The 18,295-nt window shown below is 67.7% G+C and carries 16 protein-coding genes; 11 read left to right on the forward strand and 5 right to left on the reverse strand.

All coding sequences use genetic code 11. The features are described 5' to 3' along the window. The first annotated feature begins 244 nt into the window (after positions 1 to 244). Complete coding sequence (locus Q0044_RS08575) at positions 245 to 919, forward strand: P-loop NTPase family protein (RefSeq protein WP_298161479.1); 675 nt, start codon at positions 245 to 247, stop codon at positions 917 to 919. 11 nt (positions 920 to 930) lie between these two features. Here Q0044_RS08575 and Q0044_RS08580 read toward each other — a convergent pair whose 3' ends face one another. After that, positions 931 to 1,743 carry an IPTL-CTERM sorting domain-containing protein gene (locus tag Q0044_RS08580; protein ID WP_298161480.1) on the reverse strand — a complete coding sequence of 271 codons (813 nt, stop codon included), beginning with the start codon at positions 1,741 to 1,743 and terminating at the stop codon, positions 931 to 933. Between the two features lie 101 nt (positions 1,744 to 1,844). On the opposite strand from Q0044_RS08580, the gene Q0044_RS08585 reads away from it, so the two are divergent. The 3 genes from Q0044_RS08585 to Q0044_RS08595 all read left to right on the forward strand — a co-directional run bounded on the left by Q0044_RS08585 (position 1,845) and on the right by Q0044_RS08595 (position 5,951). Then, positions 1,845 to 4,061 (forward strand): RNA degradosome polyphosphate kinase, encoded by a 2,217-nt coding sequence (locus tag Q0044_RS08585; protein WP_298161481.1) that lies wholly within the window; start codon positions 1,845 to 1,847, stop codon positions 4,059 to 4,061. Between the two features lie 62 nt (positions 4,062 to 4,123). Beyond that, positions 4,124 to 5,545 carry a Ppx/GppA phosphatase family protein gene (locus Q0044_RS08590; protein WP_524536159.1) on the forward strand — a complete coding sequence of 474 codons (1,422 nt, stop codon included), beginning with the start codon at positions 4,124 to 4,126 and terminating at the stop codon, positions 5,543 to 5,545. Positions 5,546 to 5,585: 40 nt separating this feature from the next. Beyond that, complete coding sequence (locus Q0044_RS08595; protein ID WP_298161483.1) at positions 5,586 to 5,951, forward strand: VOC family protein; 366 nt, start codon at positions 5,586 to 5,588, stop codon at positions 5,949 to 5,951. 3 nt (positions 5,952 to 5,954) lie between these two features. Here the strand turns inward: Q0044_RS08595 and rnd are convergent, their stop codons facing one another. Further along, positions 5,955 to 7,103, reverse strand: a complete 1,149-nt coding sequence (gene rnd, locus Q0044_RS08600) for a ribonuclease D (RefSeq protein ID WP_298161484.1) — start codon at positions 7,101 to 7,103, stop codon at positions 5,955 to 5,957. A gap of 80 nt (positions 7,104 to 7,183) precedes the next feature. Between rnd and purM the strand changes: the two genes are divergently transcribed. From purM to Q0044_RS08620, 4 genes are all read left to right on the forward strand, one after another. Next, the gene (gene purM / locus Q0044_RS08605; protein WP_298161485.1) at positions 7,184 to 8,215 is read left to right on the forward strand and encodes a phosphoribosylformylglycinamidine cyclo-ligase; all 1,032 of its coding nucleotides are present in this window, start codon (positions 7,184 to 7,186) and stop codon (positions 8,213 to 8,215) included. Between the two features lie 179 nt (positions 8,216 to 8,394). Beyond that, positions 8,395 to 9,771 carry a M28 family metallopeptidase gene (locus Q0044_RS08610; RefSeq protein ID WP_298161486.1) on the forward strand — a complete coding sequence of 459 codons (1,377 nt, stop codon included), beginning with the start codon at positions 8,395 to 8,397 and terminating at the stop codon, positions 9,769 to 9,771. Continuing rightward, positions 9,768 to 10,370 carry a phosphoribosylglycinamide formyltransferase gene (purN, locus tag Q0044_RS08615; protein WP_298161487.1) on the forward strand — a complete coding sequence of 201 codons (603 nt, stop codon included), beginning with the start codon at positions 9,768 to 9,770 and terminating at the stop codon, positions 10,368 to 10,370. Before Q0044_RS08610 ends, purN begins: the two co-directional genes overlap by 4 nt. 71 nt (positions 10,371 to 10,441) lie before the next feature. Further along, positions 10,442 to 12,502 (forward strand): M13 family metallopeptidase, encoded by a 2,061-nt coding sequence (locus Q0044_RS08620; protein WP_298161488.1) that lies wholly within the window; start codon positions 10,442 to 10,444, stop codon positions 12,500 to 12,502. An 84-nt stretch (positions 12,503 to 12,586) separates the two neighbouring features. On the opposite strand, the gene ndk is transcribed toward Q0044_RS08620, so the two are convergent. Next, complete coding sequence (ndk, locus tag Q0044_RS08625) at positions 12,587 to 13,006, reverse strand: nucleoside-diphosphate kinase (RefSeq protein WP_298161489.1); 420 nt, start codon at positions 13,004 to 13,006, stop codon at positions 12,587 to 12,589. Positions 13,007 to 13,155: 149 nt separating this feature from the next. Between ndk and Q0044_RS08630 the strand changes: the two genes are divergently transcribed. Genes Q0044_RS08630 through Q0044_RS08640 form a run of 3 tightly spaced genes read left to right on the forward strand, consistent with a single transcriptional unit; the run spans position 13,156 to position 15,733 of the window. Next, positions 13,156 to 15,069, forward strand: a complete 1,914-nt coding sequence (locus tag Q0044_RS08630) for an ABC-F family ATP-binding cassette domain-containing protein (RefSeq protein ID WP_298161490.1) — start codon at positions 13,156 to 13,158, stop codon at positions 15,067 to 15,069. Beyond that, a complete protein-coding gene (locus Q0044_RS08635; protein ID WP_298161492.1) occupies positions 15,066 to 15,494 on the forward strand; it encodes a hypothetical protein in 429 nt (142 codons plus the stop codon). The genes Q0044_RS08630 and Q0044_RS08635 overlap by 4 nt, the downstream gene beginning before the upstream one ends. Then, complete coding sequence (locus tag Q0044_RS08640; RefSeq protein WP_298161493.1) at positions 15,491 to 15,733, forward strand: DUF2164 domain-containing protein; 243 nt, start codon at positions 15,491 to 15,493, stop codon at positions 15,731 to 15,733. The genes Q0044_RS08635 and Q0044_RS08640 overlap by 4 nt, the downstream gene beginning before the upstream one ends. 288 nt (positions 15,734 to 16,021) lie before the next feature. Here the strand turns inward: Q0044_RS08640 and Q0044_RS08645 are convergent, their stop codons facing one another. Next, positions 16,022 to 17,299 (reverse strand): dihydroorotase, encoded by a 1,278-nt coding sequence (locus tag Q0044_RS08645; RefSeq protein WP_298161494.1) that lies wholly within the window; start codon positions 17,297 to 17,299, stop codon positions 16,022 to 16,024. Continuing rightward, positions 17,296 to 18,276 carry an aspartate carbamoyltransferase catalytic subunit gene (locus tag Q0044_RS08650; protein ID WP_298161496.1) on the reverse strand — a complete coding sequence of 327 codons (981 nt, stop codon included), beginning with the start codon at positions 18,274 to 18,276 and terminating at the stop codon, positions 17,296 to 17,298. Before Q0044_RS08650 ends, Q0044_RS08645 begins: the two co-directional genes overlap by 4 nt. Positions 18,277 to 18,295: the final 19 nt, after the last annotated feature.

Here is an 18,295-nt window from a genome sequence, read left to right on the forward strand (position 1 = left end):
GCACCGCCCTTGGGAAACACGCCGCCGCCTGGACGCCCCTCGAGTGTAGCGCCATGCGAAACCCAGGCGCGTTCGGAACAGGTCGAGACCCGTCTGGCGGGTCGTGGAGACGTTTTCCAGGTCGAATGACTTTATTCGCTCGACGTCAGAAGCGGTCGCAGCGGTCCACAGGGCCGGTTCGTCTGTCCACGTCGGATCATGATCCCGTATCAGGACAATCCGGCCGATCTGCTATGGTGATCCCATGTCGGCGCGCCGTCCCCTTCGCGAACAGCTCAGGCTGCCCCTGACCCGGGAAGCGCCCCAGGGCGCGGCGGCCTTCGTGCGCTCGGCCTCCAACGCCTATGCCGTCGACGCCCTCGCCGTCTGGCCGGACAGCGCGGGCCAGGTCATGGCGATCTGCGGGCCCGCCGGCTGCGGCAAGAGCCACCTCGCCGCCGTCTGGGCCGAACGGGTCGGGGCCATCCCCCTGAACGGGTCGGAGGCCGCCCTGGCCGATCCGCTGGAGCTGGAAGGTCGACCGGTCCTGCTCGACATCGCCCAGGAGGCCGACGACGAGACCCTGTTTCACCTGATCAACCTGGCCCAGCAGGACGGCGGCGCCCTTCTGTTGGTGTCGCGCCCCTCACCCCGGCGCTGGCAGGTCGCCGTGCCCGATCTGCGCTCGCGGCTCGACGCCGTCCGGGTCGTGGCCTTGGAGGCTCCGGACGACGCAGTCCTGTCGGCCATCCTCGCGGCCCGGTTCGCCGAGCGCAGCATCACCCCGGGAGACGGAGTGATCGACTATCTGGTTCGCCGCATTGATCGGTCAGCGGAGGCTGTGGCGCGTATCGTCGAGCGGCTGGATGCCGAGCATCGACCGATTTCGCGGGCGCTCGCCCGTCAGGTCCTGGACGCGACGGACGAGCTGTTCGAGTAACCGCGTACGGATCAGGCCGTCCTGACGACCTGTTTGCGCGATATCTGCCAGGCTGCGGCGCCCGCCAGCGTCATCCCCAGCAGGATCATCGCCCATTCGGACAGGGTGGGAACCGGCGCAGGCGGAGACACGGCCACGACCGCCTGGACATTGCTGGCGCCTGCGACAGAATAGCCGTTCGCCACAGGAGCCAGGCCGCCCGAGCCAGGGGATTGCATCGCGTTGATGATCGCCAGCCGGATCGTCGTGCCCGCATAAGGAGCCACGGAGAAAGAGGCGATCGCGGCGGGAGTCAGAGCGGTGTTATTGGCGCCGCTGACAATGATGCGGTTGGTGCCCGACAGCGGGGCTTGCTGATAGTTCGGAACGGAGGTCGTTGGATAGACACCCACCCACATCGCACGGTCGCTTGTCGACACAACGCCTGCGCCACCCGCCCTTGTTCCAAAATCACCTGACAGTGTCAGGGTCGTCGCGCCGACCGGGATGGCGATGTCCTGATAAAGCACGCAACTGCGAGACCCTGCGCTGGTCAGGATGACGCTTCCGAGAGCGAGTTCTGCGTTCGCCGTTGTAAACCCCGCCGATCCCGATGCGGTTTCGGTTCCGGGTTGGGCGGCTCCGTTGAAGCTACAGGTGCCGGTTGCGACGTTGGTCGTCGCGGCGGCGGGCGTCCAGCCAGTGAGGCCGCCGGTAAAGCTTCCATTGGTAACCAGATTCTGGGCCTGGGCCGTCGAAGCGAGCACGCACACGCCGAACGACGCTGCAGTCAGCGCCGTCTTCAAGATCAATTTCATGGTCTGTCCCCACGGCGGCTCGAACACCCGCCCCTTGCCTTATCTTCGGGAGCGCAGTGCCGGAGTCAATACGGTGACGCTTGTCCTTCACGCTTGCAGCCGTAACAAACGCGTCCCACAACCGGCCCATGTCCGACGCCGCCATATCCGACGCCACCCGGGGTGAGGAAGTCCCCTCCTCCCGTGCGCCCCAGCTTCATCTGGACGAGGATCTGATGGCCTCGCCCACGCGGTTCTTCAATCGCGAGATCAGCTGGCTGGCCTTCAACGCCCGGGTTCTCGAAGAAGCCGCGAACCCCAGCCACCCCCTGCTGGAACGGCTGAGGTTCCTGTCGATCTCGGCCAATAACCTCGACGAGTTCTTCATGACCCGGGTCGCCGGTCTGAAAGGCCAGGTGCGCGAGCGTGTCCGGGTCCTGTCCGCCGACGGCCTGACTGCCGCCGAACAGCTGGAAAAGCTGAACATCGCCGCCGGCGAACTGATGGCCGAACAGCAGGGGCGCTGGCGCCAGCTGCGCAAGGAACTGGTCGGCGCGGGGATCGAGGTCGTCCACGCGGGGAAGATCACCAAGACCGACAAGGAACGGCTGGAGCCCGAGTTCCTGAACCAGCTGTTCGCCGTCCTGACCCCCCTGGCCATCGATCCGGCCCACCCCTTCCCCTTCCTGCCCAACCTCGGCTTCTCCCTCGCGCTGAAACTGCGCCGCGAGCGGGACAACAAGACCCTCTATGCCCTGGTCCCCGTCCCGACCCAGGTGCGGCGCTTCTGGGAGCTGACCGGCGACGGGCGCTCGGTGAAGGGGCGCAGGCGGTTCATCTCGCTCGAGAACGTCCTGCTGCTGTTCATCGAGCACCTGTTCCCCGGTCACGAGGTGCTGGAGAAGGGCGTGCTGCGTCTGATCCGCGATTCGGACATCGAGATCGAGGAAGAGGCCGAGGACCTGGTCCTCGAGTTCGAGGAGGCGCTGAAGCAGCGTCGCCTGGGCTCGGTCGTGCGAGTCAAGATCGAGGCGTCCATGCCCGACGACCTGCGCGAGTTCATCGTCGGCGAACTGGAGGCCGCGCCCCAGGACGTGGTTCTGGTCGACGGCATGCTCGGCCTGGCGCAGCTGGGCGAACTCATCCCGTCGGGCCATCCGGACCTGAAATTCCCCGGCTATGAGCCCCGCTATCCCGAACGGGTGCGCGACCAGGGCGGGGACGTCTTCGCCGCAGTGCGCGAGAAGGACATCCTGATCCACCACCCGTTCGAGAGCTTCGACGTGGTGGTGCAGTTCCTGCGTCAGGCGGCCCGCGACCCGAACGTCATCGCCATCAAACAGACCCTGTATCGCACGTCCAAGGACAGTCCGATCGTGGCCGCCCTGATCGAGGCGGCCGAGAACGGCAAGAACGTCGTCGCCCTCGTCGAGATCAAGGCCCGGTTCGACGAGGAGGCCAACCTGCGCTGGGCTCGCGCCATGGAGCGGGCCGGGGTCCACGTCGTCTTCGGCTTCGTCGAATACAAGACCCACGCCAAGCTCAGCGTCGTCGTGCGCCGCGAGGGCGACGGACTGAAGACCTACTGCCACTTCGGAACGGGCAATTATCACCCGATCACCGCCAAGATTTACACCGACCTGAGCCTGTTCTCCTCCGATCCCGTCCTGGCCCGGGATGCGTCGCGGGTGTTCAACTACATCACCGGCTACGCCCAGCCCGAAGATCTGGAGGCGCTGGTCGTCTCCCCCCTGAACATGAAGTCCACCCTGATCGAACTGATCGGCAAGGAGATGTCGGCGGCGGCCAAGGGCAAGCCGGCGGCGATCTGGGTCAAGCTGAACGCCCTCGTCGATCCCGAGATCATCGACGCCCTGTACCGGGCCAGCCAGTGGGGCGTGCGGATCGAACTGGTCGTGCGCGGCATCTGCTGTCTGCGACCCGGCGTGCCGGGTCTGTCGGAGAACATCCGGGTCAAGTCGATCGTCGGCCGTTTCCTCGAGCACAGCCGGATCATCTGTTTCGCCAACGGAAAAGATCTGCCGCACGACAAGGCCAAGGTCTTCATCAGTTCCGCCGACTGGATGACCCGCAATCTGGATCGCCGGGTCGAGATCATGACCCCGGTCTTCAACGCCACCGTTCACGACCAGGTGCTGGATCAGATCATGGTCGCCAACCTGAAGGACGACGCCCAGAGCTGGGTCCTGGGGGCCGACGGAGGCTACACGCGGGTCACGCCCGCCGATCCGGCACGGCCCTTCTCGGCCCACAAGTATTTCATGACCAACCCCAGCCTGTCCGGCCGGGGCCGCAAGGTGAAGACCCGGCCGGAAGCGCTGCGTTACGATCGGCCCGGTCAGTGAACGAACTCTACACGACGCCGCGCGAGGCCGCGGTGATCGACATCGGCTCCAACTCCGTCCGCATGGTGCTGTACCGGCTGGAAGGCCGCGCCATCTGGACCGTGTTCAACGAGAAAGTGCTGGCCGGGCTGGGCCGCGACCTGCCCGAAACCGGCAGGCTCTCGCCGTCGGGGGTGGAGATGGCGATGACGGCGCTTCGTCGTTTCGCCGCCGTGCTGGAAGGCGTTCGGCCGGCCTATACCTTCGTCGCCGCCACCGCCGCCGTGCGCGAAGCCCGGGACGGTCCGGATTTCTGCGACCGGGTCGCCGCCACCACGGGCCTGCGCGTCCGCGTCCTGACCGGGGAAGAAGAGGCCGGATACGCCGCGCTCGGCGTGCTGGCCGGAGAGCCGCGCTCGACAGGGGTCGCCGCCGACATGGGCGGATCGAGCCTGGAACTGATCAAGGTCGGGGAAAGGACGGCGTCATCCGGCATTACCCTGCCCCTCGGGCCGTTCAGCCTGGCGGACCCTTCGGGATTCGACGCGGGACGGTTGCGCGCCGCGATCGCAGACCGCCTGAAGCCGGCCGCCAGACGGTTCTCCGCCAGTGAACTGCACGCGGTCGGAGGCGGCTGGCGCTCGCTGGCCCAGCTGCACATGGCGATGAGCGACTATCCGCTGCACATCGTCCACCAGTACGCCATGAGCGCCGACGACGCCCGTGCGGTGTCCCGTCTGGTGGCGCAGCAGTCGAGGACATCCCTCGACCGTCTGCCCGGAGTGTCCAAACGCCGCGCGGAAACCCTGCCCTACGCCGCCCTCGTGCTCGAGGGGCTGATCGACACCCTCGGGCTGAAGACCATCACCTTCTCCGCCTGGGGTCTGCGCGAGGGCCTGCTCTACGAGACCCTCGACCGGGATGAGCCGCCTGCGGATCCGCTGATCGCCGGGGCCGCCGCCCTGGGCGCGCGTCAGGGCATCTCGCCGTCCATGCCCGCCGCCCTGAACGCCTGGCTGGGCGATGTCATCGCCGCCCTGCCCGAGGCCTTCGGCCGCGAACGCGATGCGGTTCTCGCCGCCGCCGCCTGCCGGCTGGCCGACCTGGGCGCACGGTTGCATCCCGATCACCGGCTGGAACTGGTGTTCGACCAGGTTCTGCGCGCGCCGATCCCCGGCCAGACCCATGCCGAGCGGGTCTGGCTCGCGTGCGCACTGAACGGCCGCTACGGTGGCGGGTCGTCCACCCCTGCCCCCGCGGTCGTCGACCGGCTGCTGAGCGATGACGCCCGCGCCAGCGCCCGGGCCCTGGGTCTGGCCATGCGGCTGGGCTGCGACCTGTCGGGGCGTTCGCCGCAGTTGCTGGCGAACGCCTCGGTCACGGTGACGAACGGCATCCTGAAGCTGACGGCTTCGCCGGGCTATGCCGACGTCCTGCTGGGCGAGCAGACGCGGCGCCGCGCCAAGGCCCTGGCCGAGGCGATGGGACTGAAGCTGGAAATCTGACACGACCGCGCCCATCGTGCGCCGTCACAGGGAGGCGACCATGGCTGTCACCGGCATCGGCGGGTTCTTTTTCCGCTCAAGCGACCCCAAGGCCCTGGCGGCCTGGTATCTCGACCATCTCGGCGTGGGCGCGCCCGAGGGGGTCTTTCTCTGGAATCAGCAGGCCGGGCCGACGGTCTTCTCGCCGTTCAGGGCGGACACCGACTATTTCGCGGCCGACAAGTCGTGGATGCTGAACCTGCGGGTCGACGATCTGGACGGGCTCAAGGCCAGCCTCGCCGCCGCCGGGATCGAGGTCATCACCAAACCGGAATGGGACGCCAGCCCCGAGGTGGGCCGGTTCGCCCGCATCCACGACCCCGAGGGCAATCCGATCGAGCTGTGGCAGCCGGCGACGCCGGCCTGAGGCCTACTCGATCTCGACGACCTCGACGCGGGCGCCGTTGAGGACAAGTGCGAGCTCGCCGCGCTTGAGCTTCAGGGCGTCCTCGCCGAACAGCTGCCGACGCCAGCCGGTCAGGGCCTCGACCGGGGCGTTGTCGTCGATGGCGATTCGCTCAAGGTCGGCGACGTTGGCGATCAGCTTGGAGGCAACGCCCGCATTGTCGCTCTTGGCCTTGAGCAGCACCTTCAGCAGCTCGACCACCGACGGCGGGGCCGGCTGGTTGTGGGCCGGACGGTCCATCTTGGGCGCATGCGCCTCCGGATCGGCCATGACCCGCTTCAGTTCCTCGGTCAGTTCGAGGCCGAGGCGCGATCCGCCGAACCCCTTGGGCACGGACCGCAGGCGGTTGAAGGCCTCGACGTCCATCGGGGCCTGGGTCGCGATCTCGTCGATCGCCTCATCTTTCAGGATTCGGCCGCGCGGCTGGTCGCGTTCCTGGGCCGCCTTCTCGCGCCACACCGCCGTCGCCTTGAAGGCAGCGAGGTATTTCGCGTTGTACTTCTTGGGCTTCAGCCGCTTCCACGCTTTCTCCGGATCGGTGTCGTAGAGGGCCGGATCGACCAGGTCCTCCATCTCCTGGGTGACCCAGTCCAGACGGCCTTCCTTTTTCAGCCGATCGCGCAGCTTCGGATAGAGGGCCGCCAGATGGGTCACGTCGCCGATGGCATAGGTCAGCTGGGCGTCCGAGAGGGGGCGGCGCGACCAGTCGGTGAACCGGCTGCCCTTGTCCAGGTCGATGCGCAGCATCTGGCGGACCAGCCCGTCATAGGCGACCTGATCGCCGAATCCGGCCGCCATCGCAGCGACCTGGGTATCGAACATCGGCCTGGGCATGGCGCCCAGTTTGACGAAGATCTCCGTGTCCTGACGCGCGGCGTGGAAGACCTTCACGATCTTCGGATCGCGCAGGATGTCCAGGAACGGCTCAAGATCCAGCCCCTCGGCCTGGGGATCGATGATGGCCTCGTGCTCGGGCGTGGCGGCCTGGATCAGGCACAGCTTGGGCCAGTAAGTGGTCTCGCGCATGAACTCGGTGTCCACGGCGATGAACGGGGCGTCGGCGACAGCGGCGCAGAACGCGGCCAGAGCGTCATTTGTGGTGATCGGCGTCATTGAAATGCTATAGCCCCCCGCGACGCGGTCGTGGCAAGAGCCGCGACCATATTTCCGCACCGATTCCAGGCCCGTGAGCGATGAGCGACACCAAAGACCCATTGCCGAACGGCCTGACCTATGCCGATGCCGGTGTGGACATCGACGCCGGCGACATGCTGGTCGAGCATATCAAGCCGCTGGCGAAGTCCACGGCCCGTCCCGGTTCGGAGCCGTCCCTGGGCGGATTCGGGGCGCTGTTCGACCTCAAGGCGGCCGGTTTCGTCGATCCCCTGATCGTCTCCACCACCGACGGTGTCGGCACCAAGCTGAAGATCGCCATTGAGACGGGCCGTCACGACGGCGTCGGCATCGATCTGGTCGCCATGTGCGTCAACGACCTGCTGGCCCAGGGCGCCGAACCCCTGCTGTTCCTCGACTACTACGCCACCGGGAAGCTCGAGATCGACGCGGCGCGCCGGGTGGTGTCGGGAATCGCCGAAGGCTGCCGTCAGGCGGGCGCGGCCCTGGTCGGCGGCGAGACGGCCGAGATGCCGGGCATGTATTCGGGCGGCGACTACGACCTGGCCGGCTTCTCGCTGGGCGCCGTCGAACGAGGCCACGCCCTGCCCCGGCTGGACCTGCAGAACACCGGCGACCTGATCATCGGCCTGGCCTCCTCGGGCCCCCACTCCAACGGCTATTCCCTGATCCGCAAGGTCGTGGACCGTTCGGGCCTGGCCTGGGGCGACGATGCGCCCTTCGCAAAGGACCGGTCCCTGGCCCAGGCCCTGATGGAGCCGACGCGAATCTATGTGAAGCCGGTCCTGCCGCTGATGAAGGCGGGCCTGATCAAGGGAGCGGCCCACATCACCGGCGGCGGCCTGATCGAGAACCCGCCCCGCTGCGTCGCCGAGGGTCTGTCGGCGTCGTTCGACTGGAACGCGTGGCCGGTTCCGCCGGTGTTCGAGTGGCTGGCCGAGACGGGCGGCATCTCGGATCACGAGATGCGCCGGACCTTCAACTGCGGCGTCGGCTTCATCCTCATCGTCGCGCCGGAGAACGCCGAAGAGGTGCTGGCCGGGCTGTTGGAAGCGGGTGAAGCGGCGTTCGTCTGCGGGCAGTTGGTTTAGGGGATTGCGTCCTTCTCCCCTCGGGGGAGAAGGTGGCTCGCGAAGCGAGACGGATGAGGGGGCGCCTGAAGCGGACTCCATGTCGAACTGGGGATCTGGTGAACCAGTCCCCTCATCCGAGCGGCTCAGCCGCCCACCTTCTCCCCCAAGGGGAGAAGGATACATTGTTGGAGTCGTCCATGCGCCTGATCGCCCTCGCCGCCCTGCTGGCCCTCCCGGCGCTGGCTCATGCCCAGACCCCGGCCGCCGTCGAACAGCCGCTGCTGCACGCCGTTGTGTCCCAGGTCGAGGCCGACCGGATGCGCGCCGACATCACCGCCCTGGTCGGGTTCGGCACGCGCCACACGATGTCGGACACCGTTTCCGAGACGCGCGGCATCGGCACCGCCCGCCGCTGGACCGAGCGGGAGTTCCGCCGCATCTCGGCCGGGTGCGGGACCTGTCTCGAGATCGCCCTGCCCGCCGACACCGTGACCGGCGCCCGCGTCCCGACCCCGACCGAGGTCGTCAATGTGGTCGCCATCCAGCGCGGAAGCAGCGATCCGAACCGCGTCATCATCATCTCGGGCCACATCGACAGCCGCGTCACCGACGTGATGAATTTCACTGCCGACGCGCCGGGCGCCAACGACGACGCCTCGGGCGTGGCCGCCGTGCTGGAAGCCGCCCGGGTTCTGTCGAAGCACCAATTCGACGCGACCCTGGTCTATGCCGTCCTGTCGGGAGAGGAGCAGGGCCTGCTGGGCGGCAAGATCCTGGCCGACTATGCGAAGGCCCAGGGCTGGGTGGTCGAGGCCAATCTGAACAACGACATCGTCGGCAACTCCGAAGGCCAGTCGGGCGTCCGCGACACGACCCGGGTCCGGGTCTTCTCCGAAGGCACCAAGACGGTCGAGACCGCGCTGCAGGCCGAGCGTCGGCGCTACAACGGCGGCGAGGTCGACTCGTCATCGCGCAACCTGGCCCGCTACGTCGACGGCATCGCCGACCGCTATCTGACCAATTTCGACGTCGACATGATCTATCGCACCGACCGGTTCGGCCGCGGTGGCGACCAGGTCGAGATGCTGCGTGCGGGCTTCCCCGCCGTCCGCATTTCCGAGGGGGCCGAGAACTACGACCGCCAGCACCAGGACCTGCGCACCGAGAACGGGGTCGAATACGGCGACACGATCGAGGGCGTCGACTTCGACTATCTGGCCCAGGTCGCGCGGCTGAACATCGCCACCATGGCGGCGCTCGCCTCCGCCCCCATGGTCCCCGCCGATGTGACCATCGAGGGCGCGGTCAAGCCCGACACCACCCTGCGCTGGTCCGCCGTGCCCGGTGCGGCCGGCTATCGCGTCTGGTGGCGTTCGACGACGGCCCCGCAATGGACCTTCAACCGCTCGGCCGGGACGGCGACGTCGCTGGTCCTGACCGGCGTGCCCATCGACGACTATTTCTTCGGCGTCTCGGCCATCTCGGACGACGGCTATGAAAGCCCGGTCGTCTATCCCGGCCCGGCCGGCGCCTTCGTCTCGGTCGGCGACCCGCCGGCGCCCGCCGCCCGATGAGCCTGCCCGGGGGCCGCGTGCGCGTGGCGGTCATGATCTCCGGGGCCGGATCCAACATGGCCGCGCTGATCGACGCGGGACAGGCGGCCGATTCGGCGTTCGAGGTTGCGCTCGTCGTGTCCAACGATCCGGACGCCGGAGGACTGGCGATCGCCGCCGCCAAGGGCATCCCGACCCTCGCCGTCGATCACCGCCCTTTCGGCAAGGACCGGCAGGCCCACGAAGCCGCCCTGCAGGCCGGGCTCGAAGCGCGAGGGATCGAGGTCATCGCCCTCGCCGGCTATATGCGTCTGCTGACGCCCTTCCTGGTGCAACGATGGGAGGGCCGGATGCTCAACATCCATCCCAGTCTGCTGCCGAGATACCCCGGGCTCGACACCCATGCCCGGGCCCTGGCCGCCGGTGACGTCGAGGCGGGCTGCACGGTCCATCTGGTGACCGAAGGCCTCGACGAGGGCCCCATCCTCGACCGGCAGGCCGTCCCGATACTGCCGGGCGACACGCCCGCGACCCTCGCCCAGCGGGTCCTCACGGCCGAACACGCCCTCTACCCCCGCGCCCTGGCCGACTTCTGCCGGGCGCGGATTATAACTTCGTAATCATCGCGCTTTGCCCGCGACAACCGGGCGAGCCGGAGTCAGTGTCCGCGGAATTCAGACAGGGATCCTTCATGTCCAGACTTCGCCTCATGGCCTGCGCCGCCGGCGCCGCCCTCATGCTCGCCTCGCCGGTTCTGGCCCAGACCGCGCCCCTCCCGGTCGAGATCCCGTCCGAGGATCAGGCCGAGATCGGCGTCTTCGGCTTCGACCTGAACGGCATGGACACCTCGATCCGCCCCGGTCAGGACTTCAACCGCTACGCCAGCGGGACCTATCTGGCCAACACGCCCATCCCCGCCGACAAGGCCTCCTACGGCATGTTCACCGTGTTGCGGGACCGTTCCGACGCCAACCTGCGCACCATCATCGATGAGAGCGCGGCCAACCCGGGCGCCAGCGCCGACGCCGCGCGCATCGGCTCGATGTATTCCAGCTTCCTCGATGAGGCCGCGATCAACGCCCTGGGCGCCTCGCCGCTGCAGGCCGATCTGGCCGAGGTCCGGGCCGCCGACACCCGCGAGAAGCTGGCGACCCTGATGGGGCGGACCCAGTACGGCTTCGGCTCCAGCCTCTTCGGCGTCCAGACCTTCGAGGATCTGCGCACCCCGGATCGCACCTCGGCCTATGTGGTCCAGGGCGGCATCGGCATGCCCGATCGCGACTACTATCTGGAAGACCGGTTTGCGGCCCAGAAGGCCGCCTACCGCATCTATGTCGAGCAGGCCCTGACCCTGGCCGGCTGGCCCGAGCCGGCGGCCGCCGCCGACGCCATCCTCGCCTTCGAGACCGCGATCGCCCAGGAACACTGGACCCAGGTCGAAAACCGCCAGATCGACAAGATCTACAATCCGATGACCGTGGCCGAACTGGCCACGGCCGCGCCCGGCTTCGACTGGGCCGCCTGGGCGACCGCCGCGGGCCTCGGCACGGACCGCACCCTGATCGCGGCCAACAACACCGCCTTCCCCGCTATGGCCCGCATCTTCGCCGAGACTCCGATCTCGACCCTGCAGTCATGGGAAGCCTTCCACGTCATCGACCAGGCCGCCCCCTATCTGTCGCAGCCCTTCGTCGAGGCCCGCTTCGAATTCTTCGGCAAGACCCTGAGCGGCCAGCAGGAGATCCAGCCCCGCTGGAAGCGCGGCGTCACCCTGGTCGAGGGATCGTTGGGCGAGTCTCTGGGTCGCGAATATGTCGCCCGTCACTTCCCGGCCGAGTCCAAGGCCCAGATGGAGGACCTGGTCGCCAACCTGCGCGCCGCCATGACCGTCCGGATCCAGAACCTCGACTGGATGAGCCCGGAGACCAAGGAGCAGGCCCTCTACAAGATGAGCCGTTTCGGGGTGAAGATCGGCTATCCTGACGAATGGCGCTCCTATGACGGGCTGAACCTCGTGGCCGGCGATCTGTACGGCAACGTCGAACGCTCGTCGGCCTTCGAGTGGGAGTTCGCCCTGTCCAAGCTGGACCGCCCGGTGAACCCGCTGGAATGGGGCATGACGCCCCAGACGGTGAACGCCTACTACAACCCGCCGCGCAACGAGATCGTCTTCCCGGCCGCCATCCTGCAGGCGCCCTTCTTCGATCCGCGCGCCGATCCGGCGGTCAACTACGGCGGCATCGGCGCCGTCATCGGCCACGAGATCACCCACGGCTTCGACGACCAGGGCCGCAAGACCGACGGCGACGGCGTTCTGCGGGACTGGTGGACCGCCGAGGACGCCGCCAAGTTCGAGGAGCGGGCCGCGGTCCTCGGCGCCCAGTATTCGGCCCTGTCGCCGGTGGAAGGCGCCAACGTCAACGGCGACCTGACCATGGGCGAGAACATCGCCGACCTCGGCGGCCTGCTGATGGCGCTGGACGCCTATCACATGTCGCTGAACGGCCAGCCGGCCCCGGTGATCAACGGCCTCACCGGCGACCAGCGCGTCTTCCTCGGCTGGGCCCAGGTGTGGCGGACCAACAGCCGCGACGCCTATTTGCGCCAGCAGGTCACGACGGACCCGCACGCCCCGGCCATGTACCGCGCCGCCGTTCCGCCCCGGAACATCGACGCCTGGTACGCCGCCTTCGGCGTGGAGCCCGGCGACGAACAGTATCTGGCCCCCGAAGCCCGGGCCCGGATCTGGTAGGTACGAAAAAGGCCCCGGAGCGATCCGGGGCCTTTCTTCTTTGCGGCGCTACCGCGGACGACGCGGTCGCGCGCGTCCTGAGCGTTAGCCGACGATGTCGGCGTCGGTGAAGAACTGGGCGATCTCGATCGCGGCGTTCTCTTCGGAGTCCGAACCGTGGACCGAGTTCTCGCCGATCGACAGGGCGAACAGCTTGCGGATCGTGCCGTCAGCGGCCTGTTCCGGGTTCGTGGCGCCCATGACTTCGCGGTATTTGGCGACGGCGCCTTCGGCTTCCAGCACCTGGACGACGACCGGCTCGGCGATCATCTGGCCGACCAGTTCGCCGTAGAAGGGACGCTCGGCGTGGACTTCGTAGAATTTCTTCGCCTGGGCCTCGGTCAGCTTGATGCGGCGCTGGGCCACGATACGAAGGCCGGCGCCTTCGATCACGGCGTTGATGGCGCCGGTCAGGTTGCGGCGCGTGGCGTCGGGCTTGATGATCGAGAAGGTACGGTCGGTCATGAGGAGACTTCTTGTTGGGAGTTTGAAGGTCGCGGGCTTATAGACGCCGCCTCCCCGGTTTCCAACATGATGTTGGCTCCTATCGCTCTCCGCGCGGCGACAAGCTGCTTGAGGAGCGGATTTTCGCCCTTCGGACGTTTGTCTTCGCCATGCTCCAGATCACCAACCTGACGTTCAACGCCTGGGGTCGCCAGTTTCTGGACGACGCCTCGGTCAGCCTGCCGCCCGGCTCCAAGGTCGGGCTTGTCGGTCGCAACGGCATCGGCAAATCGACCCTGTTCAAGATCATCCTCGGCGAGCTGGCCGGCAACGGCGACGAAGTGTCCCTGCCGAAGACGGCCCGCATCGGCTCGGTCGATCAGGAGCACCCGGCCACCCCCGTCAGCGTGGTCGAGACGATTCTGGAGGCCGACACCGAACGCCACGACCTGCTGGGCCGTCTTGAGACCGCAGAGCCCGAGGAGATGGGCGAGATCTGGTCGCGCCTGATCGAAATCGACGCCGACGGCGCCCCCGCCCGCGCCGCCGAAATTCTGGCCGGTCTCGGCTTCGACCACGAGAACCAGCAGCGACCGATGTCGGAGTTCTCGGGCGGCTGGCGCATGCGGGTGGCCCTGGCCGCCGCCCTGTTCGCCCAGCCCGACATGCTGCTGCTCGACGAACCGACCAACTACCTCGACCTGGAAGGCGCTCTCTGGCTCGAGGCGCGGCTCAAGAAATACCCGGCGACGGCCCTGATCATCTCCCACGACCGGGAGATGCTGAACGAGGTCTGCACCCACATCCTGCACCTCGCGAACCGCAAGCTGGAAATCTACACCGGCAACTACGACCAGTTCGAAAAGGCGCGGGCCGAGAAGGCCCGCCTGCAATTGTCGGCCAAGGCCAAGCAGGACGCGGAGCGCGCCCACCTCCAGTCCTTCGTCGACAGGTTCAAGGCCAAGGCCTCCAAGGCCGCCCAGGCCCAGTCGCGCATGAAGCGTCTGGAGAAGATGCAGCCGGTCGCCACCACGATCGAGGAACGGGTCGCCCCCTTCACCCTGCCCTCGCCGCCGCGTCCCCTGGCGCCGCCGCTGATCCGGCTGGAGCGCGCCAATGTCGGCTATGAGCCGGGCCGGCCGATCCTGCGCAATCTGAACCTGCGGATGGACCTGGACGACCGTATCGGCCTGCTGGGCGTCAACGGCGCGGGCAAGTCGACCTTCGCCAAGATGATCGCGGGCGCCCTGAACGTCTTCGAGGGCGTGCTGCATCGCGACAAGAAGATGCGGGTGGGCTGGTTCCACCAGCACCAGATCGAGGCGATGGACCCGACCGACACGCCGCTGGAGATCATCCGTCGCGCCATGCCGGATGCGCCCGAAAGCGCGCGCCGCTCCAAACTGGCCCAGTTCGGCCTGAACTACGAGAAGCAGGAAACCACGGTCGACAGCCTGTCCGGCGGCGAGCGCGCGCGCCTGCTGCTGAACATGGTGGCCATGGAGGCGCCCCACGTCCTGATCCTCGACGAACCGACCAACCACCTGGACATCGACAGCCGCCGGGCCCTGCTCGACGCCCTGAACGACTACACGGGCGCGGTCATCCTGATCACCCACGACCGCTCGCTGATGGAGATGGTCGCCGACCGCCTGTGGCTGGCCGCCGACGGCACAGTGAAGCCCTTCGACGGCGATATGGACGACTACGCCCGGTTCGTCCTCGACCGCGCCAAACAGGCGGCGGTGAAGCCCACACAGGTGAAGAAGGAAGAGGCAGCGGTCGCCGCCGCGAACAACTCCGGCCCTCAAGCAGCGAGCGCCCGCGGCGCGAGCGATAGGGCCAACAAAAAGGGCGGGCCTTCGCCCTCCACGCTTCGCCATGCGGTCAAGAAGGCCGAGGAGCGCGTCACAGCCCTGACCGCCGAGATTTCCCGCATCGACGACGACCTGGCCAACGCCGCCGTCTCGAACCCGAGGGCGCTGGAAGGCCTGACCCGTGCGCGGGCGAAGTCCCAGTCCGATCTTGATGCCGCCGAAGCCGCCTGGATGGCCGCCGAGGAAGCGTTGGCCGAGATCGCGTGACAGCAGCCGAAGGGGTGCTAGTCTCCCGTCATACGGGAGACCGCCCCATGCGCAACACGCTTTTCGTCCTTCTGGCCGCCCTTGCCTTGACGCCCTCGGGAGCCCGCGCCGAACCGGATCGAGCCTACACGATCGACTTTGTCCTGACGGAGGAAGGGTGTGAGCCGTTCTCGCCATCAGTCCGAATGCGTGTCGGCGGCATGGCCCAACTGACAGTCAATGGCGGATTTCGGATCGACGCAACCCTGACGTCGACCGATGACGGACGGCTTCTGCTGGAAACCGAGCTCTCCCGAGAGGACGGGCAACAACGGGTGGTCGAGTCGAGACCGAGCATCATTCTGTCTCGGGACAGCGAGGCCTCGATCCAGACGACGTCGGAAACCTGGGACAAGGTTCAGGTGTCGATCCGCCCCGCGACATGAAGCCGATCGTCTTCTCGAAGGAAGAGCAGCGCGACCTGATCCCGCGCATCAAGGCCTTCGTGCGCGACGAACTGGATCAGGAGATCGGCGACCTGCAGGCATCGATGCTGATGGACTTTTTCGCCAACACCCTCGGCCACGCCGTCTACAATCGCGCGATCTACGACGCCCAGGCGTTGATCGCGGCCAAGGCCGACGAGATGGCGGAAGCCCTCTATGCGCTGGAGCAGAAGCCCTGAATCCCGCGCCGTGCTCTCCGCCCTTCGCCAGGGTGCACGGAGGATAGAGCGGAGTCAGGGGCCGAATCAGGTCGCATAAATTTTTCTGTGCGACGCTGAAATCCCGATCTGGTCAATCACAGCGGGATCCGCACCGCGAATTGCGCGCCCTGGTTCGCCGCGGCCCTATAATTCCCAATCACGGTTCGCGGAGAGAGCGAACAGCGGCGATTTCGTCCGTTTCGTCCGTTTCGTCAGGGTGTTTTTCGTCCGGACAGACGGACGAAACCCCACTTTCACCGCGCGAGCCTAGTGCTCGAACACGACCCGCCCGCCGACGATCGTCATCTCCACCCGCCCCTGAAGTCTGCGGCCGTCGAATGGCGAGTTCTTGGACTTGGACCGAAGCGCCGCAGCATCGACGATCACCGGCGCGCCGGGATCGAACACGATCAGGTCCGCCGGGGCTCCGGCCTCCAGCACGCCGGCCTCCAGCCCGAGCAGGGTCGCCGGGCCGTGGGTGAGGGGCCGCAGCACGTCGAGAATGTCCAGCCCCTCCTCGTGATGCAGGCCCAGGGCGGCGGGCAGCAGGGTCTCCAGACCCACGGCGCCCGGCGCGGCCTCGGCGAAGGGGCGGCGCTTGTCCTCGGCGGGGGCGGGCGTGTGGGCCGAGGTGATCGCCTCGATCAACCCATCGCGCACCGCCTCGATCAGGGCCCGACGGTCGCTCTCGGGCCGCAGCGGCGGCTCAAGCCGGAAGAAGGTGCGGTAGTCGCCGATGTCGATCTCGTTGAAGCACAGGTGGTTGATCGAGACCGAGGCCGCGACCTCAAGCCCCCTGCCCCGCGCCCGCGCCAGCACCTCCAGCGCCGCTTCGGTCGAGATTTGATCCACAAGGAACCGCACGCCCGTCTGTTCGACGAGGGCGAGGTCGCGCTCCAGCTGGATGCGTTCGGCGATGGCCGGCGCGCCCGACAGTCCCAGACGGGTCGCCAGCTCGCCCGAGGTGGCCACGGCGCCTTCGCTCAGCCACGGATCGGCCGGGCGGCAGGCGATCAAGGCATTGAAAGCCGTGGCATAGGCCATCACCCGCTGCAGCACACGACTGTCGGCGATGACATGGTCGCCATCGGTGAAATACAGGGCGCCGGCCTCATGCATCAGGCCGATCTCGGCCATCCGCTTGCCGTCGCGCGCCCTCGTGGCGGCGCCCGCCGCGCGGACGTTGACCAGGTTGAGGGCCGCGCCCCGCCTCTGGATAAAATCAACCATTGCCGGATCATCCACAGCCGGGTCGGTGTCGGGCTGGATGACCACGGTCGTGACCCCGCCCGCCGCTGCGGACAGGCTGGCCGACTTCAGCGTCTCCTTGGGCTCCGCGCCCGGCTCGCCGGTGCGGACGCGGATGTCGATCAGGCCAGGCGACAGGCACAGACCGCGCGCGTCGAGGATCTCTGTGGCCGAAACCGCGACCGAACCCCGCTCGACCCGGGTGATGACACCGTCCTCGATGACCACCGAGCCGGGGCCGTCGTAGTCGGTCGCCGGGTCCAGCAGACGGGCGTTGATGATGGCCCTGGAACTCATGCCGCGCCCTCCAGACGGGCGGACAGCGAGGCCAGGACGGCCATGCGCGCCGCGACACCCATCTCGACCTGGTCCTGGATCAGGGACACGGACAGGTCGTCAGCCACGTCGGAATCGATCTCTACGCCCCGGTTCATCGGCCCGGGGTGCATGACCCTCGCGCCCGGTGCGGCCCAGGCCAGCTTCTCGCGGTCCAGACCCCAGAAGCGGAAATATTCGCGCGTCGACGGGACCAGGGCCCCGTCCATCCGCTCCAGCTGCAGCCTCAGCATCATGACCACGTCGCAGCCGGCCAGCCCCTCGCGCATGTCGTGGAAGACCTCGCAGCCCCAGCGGTCGGCGTCGCCGGGCACCAGGGTCGGAGGCCCGATCAGACGCACCCGCGCGCCCATCATCGACAGGAGGGCGACATTGGACCGCGCCACCCGGCTATGGGCGATGTCGCCGCAGATGGCGACGGTCAGCCCGCCCACCTCGCCGAAGGCGCGACGCAGGCTCAGCAGGTCCAGAAGGGCCTGGGTCGGGTGTTCGTGGCGGCCGTCACCGGCGTTGACCACCGCGCAGCCGACCTTCTGGGACAGAAGGGCCGCCGCCCCCGAGGCCCCGTGCCGCACCACCAGAATGTCGGGCTTCATCGCGTTCAGGGTGACCGCCGTGTCGATCAGGGTCTCGCCCTTCTTCACCGAACTGGCCTGCACCGGCATGGTCACCACATCGGCGCCCAGACGCTTGGCCGCGATCTCGAACGAGGAACTGGTCCGCGTCGAGTTCTCGAAGAACAGGTTCATGACCGTGCGGCCTCGCAGCAGGTCGAGCTGCTTCGTCGACTGCCGGTTCAGATCGACGAACCCGTCCGCCAGATCGAGCAGGCTCAGCACGAACGGCGGGTTCAGATCCGCCGAGGCCAGGAAATGGGGTTTCGGGAACGGGACCAGCCGGTCGGCGATCAGGTCGGCGGCTGCATCAGTCTGGGTCATCAAAGCCCGGCTATACGTC

Source organism: Brevundimonas sp. (genome assembly GCF_027484365.1).
In the GTDB taxonomy this organism is placed as follows: Bacteria; Pseudomonadota; Alphaproteobacteria; order Caulobacterales; family Caulobacteraceae; genus Brevundimonas.